Below are 20,730 nucleotides of genomic sequence, written 5' to 3'. Positions count from 1 at the left end.
AAGACCTAATAACAACAAGAGATCCGTAGACCGTTCTACGGATCTTTTATCTTTGAAAAAACTAAAAATTTTCGTATTTTCGTTTAATTATAGGCATCTGCACAAATGAGTTACGACTTAGAACAAGAGAACAAAGAGATCCTTGCGAGGTATAAGGATCTGATTTCGAATACATACAGGACTTTGGATGAGGAAAATAACAAACTTATCCGAAAGGCATTTGATATTGCATTAGATGCCCACAAAGATCAAAGGAGAAAATCCGGAGAACCTTACATCTACCACCCCATTGCTGTTGCTAAAATTGTAGCGACAGAAATTGGTCTTGGAGCTACTTCTATTGCGTGTGCCCTTCTGCATGATGTTATTGAAGATTCTGATTATACTTACGAAGATATCAAGAAGATCTTTGGTGAGAAGATTGCCAATATCGTGAACGGATTGACTAAAATATCCATCATGAATCATCAGAATATCTCCGTACAGTCTGAAAATTACAGAAAACTATTGTTGACGTTGTCTGAAGATTTTAGGGTTATTCTGATCAAAATTGCGGATCGTCTTCACAATATGAGGACGCTGGAAAGTATGGCACCCGATAAGCAAAAGAAAATTGCTTCCGAAACCGTCTATATTTATGCACCGATGGCTCACCGTCTGGGGCTCTACAATATCAAATCCGAACTGGAAGATCTTTCGCTGAAGTACAATAATCCTGAAATCTACAATGAAATTACGGAAAAATTGGAACTAGCTAAGGAAAGCCGTGAGAGATATATTGAAGAATTTAAAAAAGAAGCATCAGAAAGACTCCGGGAAGAAGGATTAAATTTTAAAATTAAAGGTCGCGCAAAAGCAATTTCTTCTATTTACAGAAAAATGCTGAAGCAAGGAGTTTCTTTTGAAGAGGTATTTGATAACTATGCCATCAGAATCATTTATAAGTCTGATGCTAAGAATGAAAAGTTCCTTGCCTGGAAAATCTACTCTATCGTTACGGATGTATATCACAGTAATCCTTCGAGAATGCGTGACTGGATCACACAGCCTCGTTCAACAGGATATGAAAGTTTACATTTAACCGTTTTAGGGCCGGACAGAAAGTGGATCGAAGTACAGATCCGTTCAGAACGAATGGATGAGATTGCCGAAAAAGGGGTTGCTGCTCACTACAAATATAAGGAAGGTTACAAGCAGAGTTCTGATGACCGTAATTTTGAAAAATGGGTAACGGAAATCCGTGAAGTGCTTGAACAACAGCAGAATCTTTCTACTTCTGAGCTTTTAGATAATATTAAACTTAATCTGTACTCAAAAGAAGTATTTGTATTTACCCCGAAAGGAGAAATCAAAATTTTACCTACGAATGCTACCGCGCTGGATTTTGCATTTTCCGTTCACTCGGATTTGGGAATGAAATGTTTAGGGGCTAAAATAAACGGTAAACTGGTTCCAATTTCTTATATCCTTCAAAATGGGGATCAGATCGACATTCTTTCTTCACAGAATCAGAAACCAAAATCCGACTGGCTTGAATTTGTAGTGACTTCAAAAGCGAAGTCCAAAATTAAAAGTTACCTGAACTCCCAGAAAAATCAGCTGGTAGAGGAAGGAAAAGAAATTCTGCAGAGAAAACTTCGTCATGCAAAAATCAATTTCAATGATGAGGAAGTTAATAAACTTCAGAAATTCTTTAATTTAAAAAGTTCACAAGAGCTGTTTCTTAAATTCCAAACCAACGAACTGGATGCCAGCAGCTTAAGAAAATACATCGAAAGTAAAAACGTATTTAATAATTTACTTTCAAGATTCAGAAAATCACCTACAAAAAATACTCATTTCGAAGAACCGAAACAGCAGAATCTTGACATGATCGTCTTCGGAAAAGATGAGGAAAAACTCAACTACACGTATGCAAAATGCTGCACCGTTATTCCGGGAGACAAAATTTTTGGGTTTATCACCATTTCAGACGGAATTAAGGTTCATAGTGACAACTGTCCGAATGCCATCAACCTGAGAGCTCAGTACGACTATCGTGTAATACCTGCCAAATGGGTGAACGCCGAAAGCTTCAAAAACAGAGTGAAAATTGAGATCGAAGGTCTTGACAGAATGGGAATGATCAACGATATCACTACCGTAATCAGTGGAAGTATGGGAATGGATATGAAAAGTATGTCCATAGAATCCAACAACGGAGTTTTTACAGGAAATATCAACCTTGAAGTTAAAAACAAAGGCCAGTTAGAAGAAACTTTTAAAAAGCTTAAAAGTATTAATGGAGTCTCCAGAGTGAGACGACTACAATCGTAAATATGAATTTATCTCTTTATTTTAAAAAATTTTTCAACAACAGCCAGGCCTCAGGAATTATTCTTATTTTCTGTGTGCTGGCTTCATTACTTATTGCTAACTCATCAGCTGCAGAGGCTTTTCAGCACTTTTTAGATAAAGAAGTGGGTACTCACCTGTTCGGACTGGAATATCCTGTCAGCATCTGGATCAATGACGGATTAATGGCTGTTTTCTTTCTTCTCGTAGGTCTTGAAATCAAAAGAGAACTTGTAGAAGGAGAACTTTCATCTTTTAAAAATGCGTCATTGCCTATTTTTGCTGCTGTGGGAGGAATGCTTGTTCCGGCAGTGATATACAGTATTTTCAACTCAGGAACTGAATACGGAAACGGCTGGGGAATCCCCATGGCTACCGATATTGCTTTTTCTCTGGCTATTATTTCGATGCTTGGAAAAAGAATCCCTAATTCAATTAAAATATTTCTGGCGGCATTAGCTATTGTAGATGATTTGGGAGCCATTCTTGTGATTGCCATTTTTTATACTGAACAGATTCATTGGACTTATTTATTCCTTTCTCTCGGAGTAACAGGGCTCTTATTTTTGCTCAACTTCTTAAAAGTAACCCGTATTATATTTTATATTATTCCTGGATTGTTTTTATGGTATTTCCTTCATCATTCGGGGATTCATGCTACTATTGCAGGGGTATTACTCGCATTTTCTATTCCTACCAATGCTTCTAATGTGGAAATTTCTCCGTTGGAAAAACTGGAACATAAGCTTCACATTCCTGTCAGCTTCCTGATCATGCCAATATTTGCTTTAGCCAATACCAATATTACTTTTACAAGTCACATGGTGGCGGGTGTTACAAGTACATTAGGATTGGGAATTATTGGCGGGTTGATCCTGGGAAAACTGATCGGAATCAACTTATTCTCCATGATTGCTATTAAATTAAAACTAAGCTCACTTCCTCAAAATAGTAACTGGACTCAAATGATCGGAGTAGGATTACTTGCAGGGATAGGATTTACTATGTCCATTTTCATTGCTCTTCTATCCTTTAAAGGTGAAATTGAGATTCAGGACGAAGCCAAATTTGCTATTTTAATTGCTTCTTTTATTGCTGCAATTTTAGGTTTTACCATTTTAAAAATAAGCTCAAAAGAAAATCCGGAGTTGGAAGAAAATTAATTATTCTTCCGGCTTTCCAGTTTTCTTCTGTGTTCTTCATTGCTCTCAAAATCAGGCTCCGTAATAGCGGTATGATATTGAACGGCTTCCCTTTGAATTTCATCAGATAGAAGCTTTTCAATTCTAAGCTTTCTGATGGCCATATTCAACTCATTTCCGAAAAGGAGAAGGTATACATTAACGTTCACCCATACCATCAGCAGAATCATACTTCCGATGGAGCCGTAGAGAACGTTATACCGGGCAATATCTTTTACATAAATGGCAAAAATATAAGTGGTAAGCAGAAACAGGACCGTGGTCAGAATAGAACCGGGAATAGCCTGTCTGAATCTGGCAATTTTTACAGTCCCCAACCAATAAAATAAGGTCAGAAGAATAAAATAAAACAATGGAAAGGAAACAAATCCGATAATACTTGAGAGGTTGTCTACCAGCCACGGAACATCATATGCCGGCGTAAAGAGCTTCATCACAACTTCCACATAATACACCCCGAAAAGCGTTAAAAATACAATAGTAATAAAGCCGATGGTAATAAAAAATGAAAGAATAAACTCTTTAACATCACTCAGCTTTTCATCTGAATTTTCATTAAATCCATTGATCAGAGAAAATGTTCCGTTGGTTGCAAAGATGAGAGCCAGCACAATCGTGAGATTACTGATCCCTTTCATATTGGGAATGATATTGTGCTCGATATAGCCTCGTACATCGCTTTCCATATTGGAAGGAAACACATTATGCATCAACACGTCAAATATGTAAAATTGCAGTTTATCATAATGCGGCATATAGGGTAAAACCGAAAGCAAGAACAAGATAAAAGGAAATAAACTCATGGTGAAGCTCCAGGAAATAGCAGCCGCCTTTCGTCCTATTTTTCCTTTAAAAATTCCTGAAATATAAATCTGAAACATCTGCCAAAGCGATATTCCTAAAACAGGAATATGTATGTTGTCAAAAAATTCTTGAATTTTCCGGATAAATCTGGGAACTTTTATACTCATTTATGATTTGTCATTTCACAATTAACAGGAAGAATTAAAAATACTTAAAGAATTGCGATTTTCAAATCCCTTTTTCAAATATTTTAAGTCTCTCTATCTACAAATATAAACATTTTCCCTTTCCTTCTACTCAAGGTGAATTACACAGAATGCAGCCCTGCTCCTTCATACAAAATAAAATCCTATATTTTCCGATTTATAGGGCTATTGCTTCTACATTAATCCGCAGAATACTTAAGATACTTTAAATAAAATATTACTTCCCGCACTTGAAACAGCTCCATCATGACTGATCAACAGAAGACTCGTAAGCAAACCATATAATGAGCAAAAAACAGTATCTTTGCCGCCTGAAACTTCTTATAATGCGAATCAGTTTACTTTGTATCGGCAAAACAGACGATAAGGAAATCACTTCTTTAATTAATTACTACCTTAATCGACTTCCCAAACACTGGAATTTTGAGATTACAGAAATCCCTGACGTAAAAAATGCCAGGAACCTTTCTCCTGATCTTCTCAAAAAAGAAGAAGCCAAATTATTTCTGAATCATATCGACAAGAATGATCTGGTAGTGATTCTCGATGAAAAAGGAAAACAATTTACCAGCAGAGAATTTTCTCAGAAAATTGATACCTGGATGAATTCTTCCGTTAAAAAAGTTCACGTTCTGATTGGCGGTGCTTATGGTTTTTCAGAAGAAATGTACAATAGAGCCAATGAAAAAATGTCACTATCCAAAATGACATTTACGCATCAGATGATTCGTCTTTTTATTGTAGAACAGCTTTATCGTGCAGATCAGATCCTGCAAGGGAAGCCGTATCATAATGATTAATTTTTTTTCTAAGACCGTTGTAAATCTATCTGCCTTTTTGCCTCTCCTACTACAAAAGCAACAGAATTCGCAATATTAAAGCTTCTGATTAATTTGGACATAGGAATTGTTAAATGATGATCGAAACGAGCCAGAAACTCCTGACTTAAGCCAACACTTTCCTTTCCGAAAACAAGCCAGTCGCCATCCTGAAAATCATTTTCCAAATACGATTTTTCAGCATGTGAGCTCATTAAGAAAACACGGGATACATCCGGAATAATTTTTACCCATTCTTCCACATTTGCATATTCTGTAACATCAAGGTGTACCCAATAATCCAGCCCGGAACGTTTCAGGTTTTTATCATTAATAATAAATCCAAAAGGATGAATAAGGTGCAGCCTACTTTCGGTTCCGACACATAATCTTCCGATATTCCCTGTATTATTAGGGATTTCGGGTTCTACAAGAACAATATTTAACATCTATTTCTCTTTTCGGGTTTTAAAAAGCTAAGTTCGGTATTCATTGAAAACATGAGCTTCTCATAGCCCTAATTTTATAATTAAGGATAAATCCTTCCCCGGAATTTAGTTTTACAGAGAAGGAATCTTATGGGTAATAATTAAATTATTTCTTTATACATTTTGCGTAGTAACTTTCCAAAACAGCCTTTTCATAGCCTAAGTTTACAGCTTTATCAAGATTTTCACAAGCTTCTTTGGGCTTTGCCGTATCAAATAATACCAGTGCTTTTGTTACGTACGCCTGAGCAAATTTCGGATCAATAGAAACTGATTTATTGATATCCGTAAGAGCTTCCTTGTATTTTTTCATTTTCAAAAATACATCTGCCCGGCCATTGTACAGTAATGATTCCGGTTTCTCACTGATAAGCTGATTGTAATCTTTTAAAGCACCTTCAAGATCACCGCTGTTTTTTTTAAGATTCGCTAAACCCGTTTTGGCAAAAGCATTATCGGGTGCAAAAGTAAGAATCTGGTTAAGATCTTTCATGGCCAGATCCTTTTTTCCCTGAATGTCATAAATTTTGGAACGGGTAAGATAGAAATCTGGATTTTTATCGTCTATTTGAAGGCCTTTTTCAATATATTCCAATGCCTTTATCTTATTGCCTTTCTGACTGTGTAATGAAGCCAGATTTGCATAGACCGGAGCAGACATCGGATTTGACTTTAAAGCGGATTCATAGGATTTAAAAGCCAGTGCCGATTTTCCCAGCCTTCGCTGAGCAGTCCCCAGATTGTTGTAATATTCAGATTGAAATTTTTGAATTTGTTCTTTCTCTGCCAGTTTCGAATATTGTTCTTCAGCACATTTATAATCTGCCTTATTAAAACATTCTTCTGCCCGTTTTTTATCCTGGGCATGACCGGTAAAAGAGAAACAAATGGAAACTACAAGTAATAAAGTTTTTTTCATGAGGTTATTTTTTGTTTGTTGATGACTTTTCTTGAGAGTACACCAAATATCACTCCCAATAAAGTTCCAACAAACGCCCCCACCAAAATATCTATCGGGAAATGCACTCCTAAATATATACGGCTGTAGGAAACCACTATAGCCCATACAAATATAGCATATGGAAACCATTTTAGTTTATCTTTTAATAAAATACTTAAAAAAGCCGCTAAAAAGAAGGTGTTGGAAGCATGGGCCGAATAAAACCCAAACTGTCCCCCGCATTTCACAATTCTCATGTGATGTTCCAAAGTAGGATCATGACATGGCCTCAACCTCGCCACTCCATACTTGAAAACACTGGCCAACTGGTCAGAAACCGTTGCACCAAGAGCTAAAAATATAAGAATAAAAACTAAAGATCTTAGTTTATAATTTTTGTATAAAAAATAAAGGAATATAATGTACAGAGGAACCCAGATCCATGTACTGGAAATCAACATCCAGAACTGATCAAAAGATGAATCTCCCAAATTATTAAGATATAAAAATACCTTTTTATCTTCCTGAATAATCTCCTCCATCGTTATCTGCTTACAGGTCCTTCATAAGTTTCGTCTTCAGAAGGTTTTGGTTTTGGAGGTTCGTTAGAAGGAGAAGGCTCTGTCACAATATCCTTTTCAATATCTTTCATCGGATTGAAATCTTTGGCAGCATCTTTCACCTTTTCAATTTCACGTTTGATCTCAGACACAGGGTTATCTGTCTCTTTCATAATCTCAGTTTTGATGTCTTCTACTGCTCCACGCATCTTTCTAACGCCCGCACCTAAGTCGCGCGCAATCTGAGGCAATTTATCCGGTCCGAATAATACTACGATTGCTATTGCAATCAATGCCATTTCTCCAATGCTTAATTCCATGATGTAAAATTACAAAAGATTATACATTTATTTTACTGTAAATTAAAATTTTAAACAAATTTTAAGATTTATAGCCTTGAACACGGAAAATTGTCTTGATTCCTGGTCCATGGCTCTTCACTCAGCGGTCACATTCAATAGACACACAATGTCTTTCTTTAATCCACAGCAATACCCCACCTCACTAGATAATTAACAAATAATTAATTCAAAATATTGAGAATTATTTAATATTTTATTATATTTACTACACACAACCTAAATCATATTATTATGAAAAAACTAATTACTGCTTTTAAAATTTTAGCGGTATTTTCAGTATTGGCACTTAACAGCTGCCGAGATGAAAATAGTGAAATGCCTGCACAAGAGGCAATTCAGGCTAAAGTATCTACTGCTGATCTCCAAAAAGAGACCACTGCTATCTCTTCAATTGTACCGGAAACCGTACAGACCCAGCTTAATGAATCACAGAAAAATCTTGAGAAGTATCTAAAAGGTGAGCTACAACTTACCGGAACCCGTGTCATCGGAAAGATATCTACTCAGAAAGGAATTGAGCTTTCCAAAAATTTAGTAGCCGATAAAGATCAGTTTATTGCCTTTGGAAACATCATGGACCCTTCTACCGTAAAAATCGGAAAGATTGGCAATTTGTACACCGAAGACGACTTGACTACAGCCCAAAAAGGATTGGCAGAAACGATTACTGAAGAAATAAAACCGGGCACCAATGTCATGGAAGTAAGCTGGAACGGTAAAAACGGAGCCTTTACTACCCTATGTTTTTACAATGATTCAGGAATTATCTGGGATAACATTTTTGGAGGCCTTGTGATGATGGATACAAGAGGAGCAACTCAGACTTCCGATGAGGGGCAAGCTGCAAAAGTTGCTTCTAAATGGTATAAGGAATGGTGGACAGCAAAATGGCTTTGGGGTTCTAAAAGAGGAGAAATCGGATATCAGATCACCATCTATTACACAGGGTCCAGCGTTTCCAATGCTGACGTAAGCGACTGGGGGAATATTTCTCTTGGAAAAGCTAAAAGTGAAAGTAAAATCCTAAGACGAACAGGAGCTTATGGACAATGCCAATATGCTCTTGGACTTTGCACGCCAACCGGTTCTTTAAGCTTCAATTCCAGTAATTTCTCAGTATCTTTTTCAGGATTGGGAAGTAATATCGTAAGTAACGGAACTAAATCACTTTATCCATAATTTTTCATAAGAATCTAAGTTTTTAAAAAAACGAAAGGAAGTCAGAGGGCTTCCTTTCGTTTTCTATAACAGCAATAAATCGGCAACTATTGCTTTTCTATTTTTTGTTTTAAAAGCTCAACAGCATTTTCTTTCAGTCCGAAAGTATCCTTCAGCATTTGAAACAATTGTTCGTTATTTTCGATAGGAATGGATTCTTTTTCTCCGGCTCCCCATCGGATATTTAACAGATGATTACTGAAAGTATACCTTGCCTTCTCATCTACTTTTGAAAGGATCAGATTCTTTTTAAAATTGGATTCCGGATGTGTAGAAAGATACCAGTTGGCAATTTCAACATCTACAGGATCTACGTGTTCCAGAGCAAACCGGTATATCGGCAGCCATTTCTCTTTCCATGTCCAAAGCGCATTAGTATTACCTATCCTTGAAATCATAAACAAGCCATTCGGAGTCTGTTGTGGGCCTTCTTCGTTTAAAAGTAAAGGAGTTGTAAGTGTTGCTGTTCCAAAGCCACAATCTACAAGATATTTTTGCTCATCCATCTCTACAATCAGCAGCAAATGCGTTCTTGCGGCAATACTCTCCACTTCCCTTTTCCAAACTACCCTTCCCAGCTGTAATTCAACTTTAAATCCAATATATTTCAGAACTTCACTTAAAAGCAAATTCTGCTCATAACAGTAGCCACCTCTCGATTCCATCACCAATTTCTGAAAAAGATCATCTGAGTTCAAAGACGGAACAATTCCCGTATAAGGATCTATGTTTTCAAAAGGAATATATTGAGGATGAAGCTGATGAATTTTCTTTAAGGTACCCATATCCACTCTTGTTTCTCCGGAATAATGAATTCTTTCCAGATATTTTTCCAGTTTTGACTGATTCATAATTTAGAATTTTATTATTAATCTTTATGCATATTATTCCTGTGAGATATCCATTGATCAACCGACAATTTCCCTCCCCCTTCGATAAGCAAAGTTACAACAATCCCGATTGCAAGAATATCAAACTGACAACCTTCCCCTTTCTGAGTTCCGAACCAGTTCATAAAAAAACCGTTTTCAAGATGAGTGGTCAGCATAATTCCGGTTAATAATCCAATAAATGACAGTGCCCATAATCGCGTTCCCAAACCCAGCAACAGCAAAATTGAACCTACAAATTCTATTAAAATCACTGTAAAAGCAACCATCCCGGGAAGATGAACATTTTCTGTAAAAAAGGACATTGTTTTTTTGAATCCCATTCCATCAAACCATCCTAGTGTTTTTTGCAGTCCGTGGGGAATAAAAACAATCCCAATTGTCCATCTCAATATTGTTCCTGTCCAGGAATTATTTGTTTTAAAAATAAACTTTTTCATAACGATAAAATCTAATGATTATTGATACTGTATTGTTTAATGAAATAATCTAAAGGCCGCAAATATCCCATAGTTTTCTTTGCTTTCTTTATATGGCCCATACCGATCCCAATTGCCACCCAATCCAAATGTTATAACCTTGTAGCTTACTCCAACTCTTACCATCAGGTAGCTGCGGGCATGCTCTCCGTCTTTTATGGTCTCAGAATATAAAGCCTGAATACGGGAATATCCTTGCCAACGATCGTTGATTACCGGTTTATATTCAATCAATAAAAAACCTTCTGCAATGCTGCTTTTTGAAAAACCAATAAACCTGGGATTAATCGTAAAGAGAAAGTTTTTCACAGTCAATGAATACAATAATCCGCCAGTTGGCCTCAATCCTGTGGCAGGAGTATAGTGCATACCCCCTACCAGACGGATTTTTTTAACCAATTCAAAAGTTAAATTGGCCTGGATCATAGCATCCTTCGAAACCTCTTCTGACCATTTCGAGGAAATATTTGCCACGCTAAAAAATCCAAGACCTTTAATATCCTGAAACCCTTTGTTGATGGTCATCTGAGAGGCAAATCCCCGATTTCCCGTCAATGCTTCAAATATAACAGGTGGATTGTTTTGAGAAAGATATAATACAGGCAATAAACCCAATGTAAAAAGCAGTAGTTGTTTCATGTTTGTGACCTTCAGATTGTTTTTTCAAAATTCTGAAATACAACAAAATAAAGGTTAGAACATATACACCCATTAATAGGACAAATCAATCCTCTTCCGATATTCCGATGGGCTGATACCGGTATGTTTTTTAAAAAACCTCGAAAAATAAGACATATCTTCAACACCTAATGTAAACGCTACTTCCGAAACGGTATATTGAGGTAAAGAAAGAAGAGCCTTTGCTTCCATCAAAAGAGCTTCATTGATAATTTCGGAAGCAGTTTTACCGGTCACTTTTTTTATTGATTTATTCAGATGATTGGGCGAAATATGAAGTAAATCTGCAAATTCCTTTACAGAATGTATATTTTGAATTTGAGTGGTAATCAGTTTCCGAAAGCGAAAAACCACCGTTTCGTTGATGGATAAATTTTGTTTCGGAAGCTTTTCTACGTGATATCGGACTTCTCCCAGTAAAGTAAAAAGATAGAGCCTGAGTAACTCAGGATTATCGTCTGTTTCATAAAGACTTTCCATTTGTTGCAAAATAACTCCAATCCTTTTTTGAAGCGTATCGTCCAGATAAAGTGTAGGATTATTCCAAATATCCATATAATTCAAAATATCCTGCAAATATTTCAGACCCGGGCCTTCTGCAATAAACTCATCAGAAAAATGACAGTAAAATCCTTCAATATCAGGTGTATTTCTAAGAAATGTCCGGATTTTATAAGGCGGTAAAAGGATCACCATGCTTTCCTGTACTGTAAATACATCTGAACACACCATCTTTTCCAGCGATCCTTTCTTGATAAATACAAAGTCTGTTACTGTTTTACGGTGAGGTTGTGAGGGTGTTTCCGCTTCTTTGAGTACGTTAAGAGGTTCTATAAAGAATTCATTCAATCCTTTTTTGATGATACTTTTGCCTGCCCAATCAACATTAAGAATTGGATTAAACTCATCGGGTTTGTATTGAGGAATACGATTCATAGGCCATCTGATATCCGGAATTAATTATCATAAAGACAGAACAATGTACGCAAATATTTCAGACAGAATATTAAAAAAATAAGGTTAAAATGATGACCATCTTAACCTTATGTATTTTATTTTCTATTTTTATTACAGTTCCTTTATCTCTTTCTTTTTCTTATGAAAGGCCGAATAGGTTACGATCACACTAATCGCCATTAATATAAATGCCAGGAAGAACGGCGCTCCCGAAAACTTAAAGGGCGCTTCATCATGAGTGAAAAAGTAAAACAGATTGGTCATCATAGGAGGACCGATGATTGAAGTAGCACTCATTAAACTGGTTAAAGCTCCCTGAAGTTCCCCTTGTTCATTAGAAGGCACACTTTTCGTAATAACCGATTGTAGTGCCGGGCCACAGATCCCTCCAAGGCAATATGGAATGAGGAAAACAAACATCATCCAGCCTTCTGAAGCGAAAGCAAATAACAGCATACCGACCGCATATAAAGCTAATCCGTAATAAATACTTTTCTGCTCACCTAATCTTGGGGTAGTCCATCTGATAAGACCACCTTGTACGAGCCCTACCAATAAACCGACTACTCCTAATGAAATACCTACCATTCTTTCTGTCCAGTTGAACTTGTACATGGTAAAGAAACTCCAGTTACTTTGCACGGCGTGGCCCGCAATGTAGATTAAAATTAATGAAGCAATCAGTCCTGAAATTTCCGGGTGTTTCCCTAAAAACTTAAATGAACCAATCGGATTGGCTCTCTTCCAGTCAAACTCTCTTCTTTTATCTTTATCCAAACTTTCAGGAAGAATGAAATATCCGTAAAGGAAATTAAGCAGACACAGGCCTGCCGCTGCATAGAAAGGCACTCTCGCACCATAGTGTCCTAGTACACCCCCAAGAACCGGCCCGATGATAAAACCTAATCCAAAGGCAGCTCCTATCAATCCAAAGTTTTTAGCCCGGTCTTCATCTGTAGAAATATCTGCGATGTAAGCACTGGCAGTAGTTACACTTGCCCCGGTAATCCCTGCAATAATCCTTCCCAGGAATAGCCACCATATCGTTGGAGCCAATGCCAGAAAAATATAATCCACAGCAAAACCGAAAAGAGAAATCAGAATAACAGGTCTTCGTCCGTACTTGTCGCTCAGATTCCCTACCAGAGGCGAGAATATAAATTGGGTGAATGCATAAGCAAAACCAAGCCAACCCCCATATTTTGCGGCTTCGCTGATATCGGCATGAATTAATTCTTCAATTAATTTAGGAACAACGGGAATAATGATTCCCCATCCTGTAATATCAATCAGTAAAGTAATAAATATAAAGCCAATGGCTGCTTTTTTCTTTGAATTTTCCATGATGGTGCAAAATTAATCAAATAGGAAAATATAATGATTCTAAATTATGATAAGTTAATATTTAAAATAGAAATAAAGTTAAAAATCAAAATCCCATAAAAAAGGCCGCTTCAAAAAGAAACGGCCTTTACTAATTTATTGTAGTTTGTCTTACTTTGAAGCAAGTACTTCTTTACTGGAAGTTGTCTTACCATGTACTTCCTCTTCTTTTCCTTTTTTAAGGAAGTCATAAGCAATTGCCGATGCAATAAAGATAGATGAATAGGTACCGAATCCAATACCAATTAACATCGCAAACATGAATCCTCTTAAGTTATCACCACCGAAGATGAAAATCGCTAAGATTACCAAAATCGTAGTAAATGAGGTGTTGAATGTTCTACCCAGTGTACTGGAAATAGAGTCATCAAATAATCCTGCTAATGTTAAAGATTTCTTCTCTTTCAGATATTCTCTAATTCTGTCGAAGATAATTACCGTATCATTGATTGAGTAACCCAATACAGTAAGGATCGCTGCAATGAAATCCTGGTTGATCTCCATATTGAACGGCATATATTTGTGAAGTAATGAATACGTACCCAAAATAATAACCGCATCGTGGAATAATGCCGCTACTGCACCTAAAGAGAACTGCCATTTTCTAAATCTGAATAAGATGTATAAGAAAATACCTCCTAAAGCAGCAACTACAGCAAGAATACCGTGAGTCTGAATATCATCAGCCACTGTAGGGCCTACTTTTTCAGAAGAAATAATACCTGCGTGGTCTTTATCTGCAGACTTAAAGTCTTTTAAGGTAATGTTAGCAGGAAGATCTCCTTTTAACCCTTCATATAATTTCTGCTCGATAGTCTGGTCAGCTTTTAAAGATTCATCTTCAATAAGATAATCAGTAGAAATTTTCAACTGGCTGGCATTTCCGAAAGTCTTAGCTTCTACGGAAGAATTCTTACCATCTTCAGTTTTGAATATCTTTACTAATTTTTCCTCAACATCATTTGCATTTACCGGCTTATCAAATCTTACGACATAGTTTCTACCTCCTGTAAAGTCAATACCGTATTTGAATCCGTGAGTAAACATAGACACAAGGCTAATTACTGTTAAAACAGCAGAGATGATATATGCATATTTTCTCTTTCCGATAAAATCAATCCAGGTATTTCTGAATAGGTTTTTCGTTGGAGGAGTCCATACAGAAAGGTGTTTTCCTTTGTTTAATCTGCTAAAAATCATCACTCTTGAAAGCAATACAGACGTGAACAATGTCATGATAATACCGATCATCAATGTCAAAGCAAAACCTTTGATAGGTCCTGTTCCGAAGAAGAACAATACAACCGCCGTCAATAACGTAGTCGAGTGACCATCGATAATCGCGCTTAATGCATGTTTGAAACCGTCTTTATAAGCTTCTAAGATATTCTTACCGGCAAATAATTCTTCTTTCGTTCTTTCATAGATGATTACGTTCGTATCTACTGCCATGGCCATCGTTAATACGATACCGGCAATACCAGGAAGCGTAAGGGTAAAGTCTCCGGAATCCATAATTCCGAAAATATAGAATAAGTTAATAATCATCGCAATTACAGCGTACACACCGGCACCACCGTAATAGAAAATGATATAAACAATGATAATTAAAAATGCAATTGCAAATGAAATCATACCTGCGTTGATAGACTCCTGTCCTAAAGACGGACCTACCTGAGTAGCCTGAACTACTTTCGCTCCTGCAGGTAATTTACCAGCTCCTAAAACATCAACAAGTTCTTTAGCTTCTTCCTGAGAGAAGTTACCAGAGATCTGAGTTCTACCGTTAGGAATAGCATTTACAACGTTCGGAGCAGTATATACTCTACCGTCAAGCGTTACAGCAACCGGTTTTCCTACGTTTTTCTCTGTTAAAGTTTTCCATTCTTTAGCACCTTTAGAATCCATCTGCATGTCTACAACTACTCTGCTCAGCTCATCATAGCTGATATTTGCGGATTCTACAGCACCATCTACCGGAGCTTTTTGATTGATGTTACTTCTGATTGCATACAATACCAAATCATCAGGGCTTGTAGCTTCAGGTTTGTAACCCCACATAAACTGTGTATATTTAATGTTTGCCGGACGTAAAGCCTGTCCTACTTTGCTATTTAAAATCTTATTAATAGCTGCAGTATCAGATAATTTTACATTAGCAACACCATTACTTCTTAATTTGTCAAGCTGTAAAAGGTTCATGAAGTTTACATTCTTTGAAACTCCCATAGAATCTCCTTTTGCAGCAACCATAGTTGTCAAAGTCTGGAAATAAGGTGCCATTTCCTGAATCTGCTGTACTTCCCAGAACTGAAGTTTTGCAGAAGTCTGAAGCATTTTCTTCACCTTATCGATATCTTTCATACCAGGCATTTCCACAGAAATTCTGGCAGTACCAGGTACTCTCTGAACGTTTGGCTGGATAGCTCCAAGCTTATCAATTCTCGTTCTGATTACCTCGAAAGCTGTACCTACAGAAAGATCAACTCTTCTTTTTACAATACTTTTTACCTGCTCATCAGTAGTATTGTACTTGATTTCAGATAAATTGGTATTTCCAAAAAGTTCCGGATCTGCAAGCTTAAGGTTTGTACCTTTTGCTTTGTTGATGACATCGAACTGCTCAAAGAAGTTATCGATGTACGATTTTGTTGAGTTTTTCTGAACTTCATCAGTCTTGTTTAAAGCCTCAATAAGAATAGGATTGGTAGAATAATTCGTTAAATCATTTACCAGGTCTCTTTGGTTAATTTCCAAAAGAACGTTGATCCCTCCTTTTAAGTCAAGACCCAATTTCATTTCCTTGTCTTTAGCTTTTGAATAATAAAGCTTTGTATACCCAAGATTAAGAGTATCTTCCTTGATCCGTTTGATCTCTTTCTCGTTTCCTTTCGCAGCTTCGATCTGCGATTCAATTTTGCTGGCGTACCAGGTTGGTAAAAGCTCGTTTAAGCAAATCAACCCCAGGACAATAGCAACAATTGTAATAAGTCCTTTTCCTTGCATTTTGTTATAACTACGTTAAATTAAGTCGGCAAATATAATGATTTTCTTGTATTTTATGAATTTTTAACAACAGAAATGGTTTATTTTCAGATATATTGACATCCTGATTTCTATTTAAGATTTAACAATTTTATCGTGGTATCTTAATAAATTTTTCAATTTTTAATTGGTATAAAATTTTCATTCTTATTTTAACGCTTTAAATATCAAAATATTATGAAAAATCTACTTTTTACCATTATTATTTTTTCTTCCCTAATCGTTAATGCCCAAAGCATTAATTTGGAGGAATTTGCCACCGGATTAACGAGTCCGGTAGAGATTACAAATGCCAACGACAGCAGGTTGTTTGTCGTACAACAGAACGGAATTATAAAAATTGTTCAACCCAACGGAGCCATCAACAGTACAAATTTTCTGAATATTTCCTCGAAAATTCTTTTTGGTGGCGAAAGAGGCCTTCTCGGACTGGCATTTCATCCACAATACTCTACTAACGGGTATTTTTTTGTGTATTATAACAACACGGCAGGAAATGTTGTAGTAGCCCGATATACCGTAAACGCAACAGATCCGAATATAGCTGATCCAAATTCAGAAAAGATTCTTCTGAACATTCCTAAACCCTTTGATAACCATAACGGAGGAAGTATTCATTTTGCTCCTGACGGAAAACTATGGATCATTACAGGAGATGGAGGAAGCGGCGGAGACCCGAATAACAACGCTCAGAATAAAAACGCATTTCTCGGAAAGATGCTGAGAATAGATGTAGATGCTACAGGACCTTATAACATTCCTCCAGATAATCCTTTCGCAGGAGCCGGTGTTGATGGATTAGACGAAATCTGGGCATACGGGCTGAGAAATGCATGGAAATTTTCTTTTGATCTTACGACCGGAAATGCCATGATTGCAGATGTTGGACAAGGCGCAATTGAAGAAATTAATAAAATGCCTATCACACAAGCCGGACTTAACTACGGATGGCGCTGCTATGAAGGAAATACTGCATATAATACCACCACAGGATGCCCTGCACAGTCTTCTATGACATTCCCGATTGCAGTTTATGACCATTCCGGAGGCAGATGTTCTATTACAGGAGGCTATGTGTACAGAGGAACCCAGTATCCATCGCTTCAGGGGAAATATTTCTTTGCGGATTACTGTTCCACCCAAATCGGAATTTTGGACGCTGGCAATGCCATCACATGGACTTCTCCTTCCAGTGGAAACAATTTTTCTACTTTCGGACAGGATTCACAAAAAGAATTATATGTAGCGGCTGTTAATAGTGGGAAAATTTTCAAAATCACTACCGGAACTTTAAGTACTCAGGAAACCAATAGTTTAGAAAAAATAAGCATTTATCCCAATCCGGCAACCAAAGAAGTTTTTGTAAAAGGAATTAAAGATAAAAAAGTAACTGCAGAAATCATCAGTGCAGAAGGACGAAAAGTAGTAGAAACAAACCAGCTCACCAACGGACAAAGCATCAATATTTCCGGAATCTCCGCTGGAGTTTATTTTATTAATATAAAGTCAGGGGATCTGAAATCGTATAGTCAGAAATTGATTATCAAGGAGAAATAGTTTGTTTTAAACGTAAAAGAAGCGCTAAGCTTTTTAGTATCCTTATACAAAAACGATCACAAAGGTTTTTCACTCAACTACGATAAGCTCACCCTGCAAAATAAAGTTTTATTGCGCAAGAAAGATTAGTTAATTGAACATTTTATAAAATAAGAAGTGGAATTTGATTATTTCACTTCTTATTTTTTATTAAATATTTAACTTATATCATTTAAAACTTCTCAGCAATAATCAAGTACAATTTGTTTCCTGTACTGGGTCCTGAAATATAAAATGTCACTCTGTAGTAAGCGTTTTGATCAACATCTACAATGTGCATAATATTAAACTCATATAAAGCCATTCCATTCATATTATGATCATATGAAAAATCTCTGAAAGAATTATTATTGGTTGTGAACACTTGAGTAAAATTATCATATTGATAGCCATTAGAAGCATATTGTTGATTCATCCCAACATAAATAGTTTTATTAGCAGGATCTTTAAGTGCAAACTCTGGATTACCAAAAGCATTTGAATGACTGTTTATCCTAAAAACCATTCCACCAATCGTTACTGTTTTATTGACATCTGGTTGTCCAGCAGCATATAAAACTTTTGTAACCTGAGAGCCTTCAGTTGTACTGCTTATTGATAGTCTTAGCCATACAGTACCATCAAAAAAATAATACCCTGGAGAGGTTACATTAATTCTTTGTCCGGAAGCGTCTCCTCCAGATACATCCGTGATATATACCATACTCCCTTTTTGACTTATACTGTATTTAGCCGTATTAGATGTAAGTTCAGCCCGTGTTAACCTGGGAGCTTGCAACCCATGTGTTTTACTGTTATCAATGATATTTCCATTTATATCTCTATTGATACTTACATCTAATGTTGTAGCTGGTATAGTAGTACCAATACCTACTTGTCCGAATATGGTAATCCCTGAGATCATTGCGATCAAAAACATATTTTTTTTCATAAGATTTGTGTTTTTTATTTATTTTTTCATTGCAAAAGTATTATAACTGAAAAAAAACAACACAAATAAATTCACTACACAGATACTACATTCCAAATATTTACATATACAATTTATTATCAAGGTTTAAATTTTGAAATTATCATTCTAGAAAAAACAATCAATTTGTAAAAATCTTCAAGAACAGAATTTATATTTCCTGATACTTTGTTAGAATATATTTTAAGTATAAAGATTTAAAATAGTAGCGTCAAAAATTCAAATTATCAAGCAACCACTATTGAATATTTCAAAGCAATTTTCTAGATAAAAAAAAGAAAATCACAATAGAAAACTTTCTATCCTGATTTAAATACATTTGAATTATAAAAATAGTCAAGCTTTTTCAGAACTAAAAAAAGCGGTTCAACACTGAACCGCTTTTATTTTATATTGTCATCGAGAAAATTCTCGTTTCAGGTTTATTCCTCATCATCCGAAGGTCAAAAACCATGGCTACATTTCTAGTGAAAGCTCTTCCCGCTTCTGTAATCTTGATTTCGTGACCACTGATTTCAACCAATCCGTCATTTTCCATCTCTTTCAACATATCCAGGGCATTTTCAAGTTCCGGGAAAGAATTATCGATAGTGAAAGTTGTTTCAAGCTGGCACATCAAATTTAGAATATGTCTTCTCACCGTCAAGTCTTCTTCATTCAAGACATGCCCTTTCACAACGGGAATTTGTCCTTCTTCAACCATTTTCTGGTAATCCTCTACTGTTTTCACATTTTGGGCAAAAGCATACCACGAATCTGAAATAGCAGACATTCCGAGTCCTACCATCAGTTGGGTATTGCTGGAAGTATATCCCATGAAGTTTCTGTGAAGTTTTTTATGGATTAAAGACTGATAAAGATCATCATGTTCCAGCGAGAAATGATCCATTCCAACTTCAATATATCCTAAATCCTGAAGTAATTTTTTGCCATCTTCGTACAAACGACGCTTTTCTTCTCCACTTGGAAGGTCATTTTCATCAAAACCTCTCTGGCCAACACCTTTCACCCATGGCACATGTGCATAAGAATAAAATGCGAGTCTGTCCGGCTTTAATTCCATCGTTTTTCTGATGGTATGCTCCATCGCTTCCCAATTCTGATGCGGAAGTCCGAAAACCAAATCATGACTGATTCCTCTGTATCCAATTTCCTTAGCCCATTCTGTCACATTCTTTACGTTTTCAAAAGGCTGGATTCTGTTGATCGCTTTCTGCACTTTAGGATCATAGTCCTGAACTCCGAAGCTCACTCTTCTGAAGCCTAAATCGTATAATGTCTGAAGATGTTCTTTCGTTGTATTATTCGGGTGACCTTCAAATGAGAATTCAGGATGCTCTGCAATCTCCACCGTTTCAAAAATTCCACCCAATAAAGTCTTTAAATTTTCAGGAGAGAAAAACGTTGGGGTACCACCACCTAAGTGAAGCTCCTTCAGCTTTGGTTTTTCATTAAAGAGCTCAAGATAAAGTTTCCATTCCTTTAAAACACTTTCCAGGTAAGGCACTTCAACACTATGTTGTTTTGTAATTCGTTTATGACATGCACAGAATGTACACAAAGCCTCACAGAAAGGCAAATGGATATAAATAGAAATTCCCTCCTCTGCATTGGTTTCATGAAAAGATCTGATTACCGTCTCCTTCCATTTTTCCGGTGAAAATGTTGATTCATCCCAATAGGGAACGGTAGGATAAGACGTGTAACGCGGCCCGGGAATATTATACTTATCTATTAAAGAGTTCATTTGAAAAATTAAAATTTTATAGAATGATGAAATTTAACATAATTAAAATTTCA

At 36.3% G+C, this 20,730-nt stretch carries 18 protein-coding genes; 5 read left to right on the top strand and 13 right to left on the bottom strand.

What is annotated here, in order from left to right:
* Positions 1-105: 105 nt before the first annotated feature.
* The gene (locus tag EG342_RS14745; protein WP_103293422.1) at positions 106-2,316 is read left to right on the top strand and encodes a RelA/SpoT family protein; all 2,211 of its coding nucleotides are present in this window, start codon (positions 106-108) and stop codon (positions 2,314-2,316) included.
* 2 nt (positions 2,317-2,318) lie between these two features.
* The gene (gene nhaA, locus EG342_RS14740; protein ID WP_103293423.1) at positions 2,319-3,497 is read left to right on the top strand and encodes a Na+/H+ antiporter NhaA; all 1,179 of its coding nucleotides are present in this window, start codon (positions 2,319-2,321) and stop codon (positions 3,495-3,497) included.
* Here the strand turns inward: nhaA and EG342_RS14735 are convergent.
* Positions 3,494-4,507 carry a YihY/virulence factor BrkB family protein gene (locus EG342_RS14735; RefSeq protein ID WP_103293424.1) on the bottom strand — a complete coding sequence of 338 codons (1,014 nt, stop codon included), beginning with the start codon at positions 4,505-4,507 and terminating at the stop codon, positions 3,494-3,496. The two genes, nhaA and EG342_RS14735, sit on opposite strands and share 4 nt — an antisense overlap.
* Before the next feature lie 365 nt (positions 4,508-4,872).
* Between EG342_RS14735 and EG342_RS14730 the strand changes: the two genes are divergently transcribed.
* Positions 4,873-5,346, top strand: a complete 474-nt coding sequence (locus EG342_RS14730) for a 23S rRNA (pseudouridine(1915)-N(3))-methyltransferase RlmH (protein WP_103293425.1) — start codon at positions 4,873-4,875, stop codon at positions 5,344-5,346.
* 8 nt (positions 5,347-5,354) lie between these two features.
* On the opposite strand, the gene EG342_RS14725 is transcribed toward EG342_RS14730, so the two are convergent.
* The 4 genes from EG342_RS14725 to EG342_RS14710 form a co-directional block, all read right to left on the bottom strand.
* Positions 5,355-5,813, bottom strand: a complete 459-nt coding sequence (locus EG342_RS14725) for a tRNA (cytidine(34)-2'-O)-methyltransferase (RefSeq protein ID WP_103293426.1) — start codon at positions 5,811-5,813, stop codon at positions 5,355-5,357.
* 145 nt (positions 5,814-5,958) lie between these two features.
* A complete protein-coding gene (locus EG342_RS14720) occupies positions 5,959-6,771 on the bottom strand; it encodes a tetratricopeptide repeat protein (RefSeq protein WP_103293427.1) in 813 nt (270 codons plus the stop codon).
* Positions 6,768-7,334, bottom strand: a complete 567-nt coding sequence (locus EG342_RS14715; RefSeq protein WP_103293428.1) for a phosphatase PAP2 family protein — start codon at positions 7,332-7,334, stop codon at positions 6,768-6,770. Before EG342_RS14715 ends, EG342_RS14720 begins: the two co-directional genes overlap by 4 nt.
* A 2-nt stretch (positions 7,335-7,336) precedes the next feature.
* Positions 7,337-7,672: a Sec-independent protein translocase subunit TatA/TatB gene (locus tag EG342_RS14710; protein WP_103293429.1), complete on the bottom strand. Its 336-nt coding sequence runs from the start codon at positions 7,670-7,672 to the stop codon at positions 7,337-7,339.
* Between the two features lie 273 nt (positions 7,673-7,945).
* Between EG342_RS14710 and EG342_RS14705 the strand changes: the two genes are divergently transcribed.
* A complete protein-coding gene (locus tag EG342_RS14705) occupies positions 7,946-8,893 on the top strand; it encodes a hypothetical protein (protein WP_103293430.1) in 948 nt (315 codons plus the stop codon).
* An 86-nt stretch (positions 8,894-8,979) separates the two neighbouring features.
* Here EG342_RS14705 and EG342_RS14700 read toward each other — a convergent pair whose 3' ends face one another.
* The 6 genes from EG342_RS14700 to secD form a co-directional block, all read right to left on the bottom strand.
* Positions 8,980-9,783, bottom strand: coding sequence for an arylamine N-acetyltransferase family protein (locus EG342_RS14700; RefSeq protein WP_103293431.1), 804 nt, complete (start codon positions 9,781-9,783; stop codon positions 8,980-8,982).
* 17 nt (positions 9,784-9,800) lie between these two features.
* A complete protein-coding gene (locus EG342_RS14695; protein WP_103293432.1) occupies positions 9,801-10,262 on the bottom strand; it encodes a DoxX family protein in 462 nt (153 codons plus the stop codon).
* Between the two features lie 36 nt (positions 10,263-10,298).
* Positions 10,299-10,940 (bottom strand): hypothetical protein, encoded by a 642-nt coding sequence (locus EG342_RS14690; RefSeq protein WP_103293433.1) that lies wholly within the window; start codon positions 10,938-10,940, stop codon positions 10,299-10,301.
* A 72-nt stretch (positions 10,941-11,012) separates the two neighbouring features.
* Positions 11,013-11,915 carry a helix-turn-helix domain-containing protein gene (locus tag EG342_RS14685; RefSeq protein WP_103293434.1) on the bottom strand — a complete coding sequence of 301 codons (903 nt, stop codon included), beginning with the start codon at positions 11,913-11,915 and terminating at the stop codon, positions 11,013-11,015.
* A 132-nt stretch (positions 11,916-12,047) separates the two neighbouring features.
* On the bottom strand, positions 12,048-13,280 hold the full coding sequence (locus tag EG342_RS14680) for a TCR/Tet family MFS transporter (protein ID WP_103293435.1): 1,233 nt from the start codon (positions 13,278-13,280) through the stop codon (positions 12,048-12,050).
* A 150-nt stretch (positions 13,281-13,430) separates the two neighbouring features.
* Positions 13,431-16,325, bottom strand: coding sequence for a protein translocase subunit SecD (secD, locus tag EG342_RS14675; protein WP_103293436.1), 2,895 nt, complete (start codon positions 16,323-16,325; stop codon positions 13,431-13,433).
* 216 nt (positions 16,326-16,541) lie between these two features.
* Between secD and EG342_RS14670 the strand changes: the two genes are divergently transcribed.
* Positions 16,542-17,921: a PQQ-dependent sugar dehydrogenase gene (locus tag EG342_RS14670; RefSeq protein WP_103293437.1), complete on the top strand. Its 1,380-nt coding sequence runs from the start codon at positions 16,542-16,544 to the stop codon at positions 17,919-17,921.
* Positions 17,922-18,132: 211 nt separating this feature from the next.
* On the opposite strand, the gene EG342_RS14665 is transcribed toward EG342_RS14670, so the two are convergent.
* Together EG342_RS14665 and hemN are read right to left on the bottom strand one after the other, a co-directional pair.
* Entirely contained in the window at positions 18,133-18,879 is a 747-nt protein-coding gene (locus EG342_RS14665) for a hypothetical protein (RefSeq protein ID WP_123868104.1), read from the bottom strand.
* Positions 18,880-19,318: 439 nt separating this feature from the next.
* Positions 19,319-20,677, bottom strand: coding sequence for an oxygen-independent coproporphyrinogen III oxidase (hemN, locus tag EG342_RS14660; protein WP_103293439.1), 1,359 nt, complete (start codon positions 20,675-20,677; stop codon positions 19,319-19,321).
* Between the last annotated feature and the right edge of the window lie 53 nt (positions 20,678-20,730).

This window comes from Chryseobacterium lactis (assembly GCF_003815875.1).
In the GTDB taxonomy this organism is placed as follows: domain Bacteria; phylum Bacteroidota; class Bacteroidia; order Flavobacteriales; family Weeksellaceae; genus Chryseobacterium; species Chryseobacterium lactis.
The sequence above is the reverse complement of the archived record's forward strand: the minus strand, read 5'-3'. Positions and strand labels throughout refer to the sequence as shown.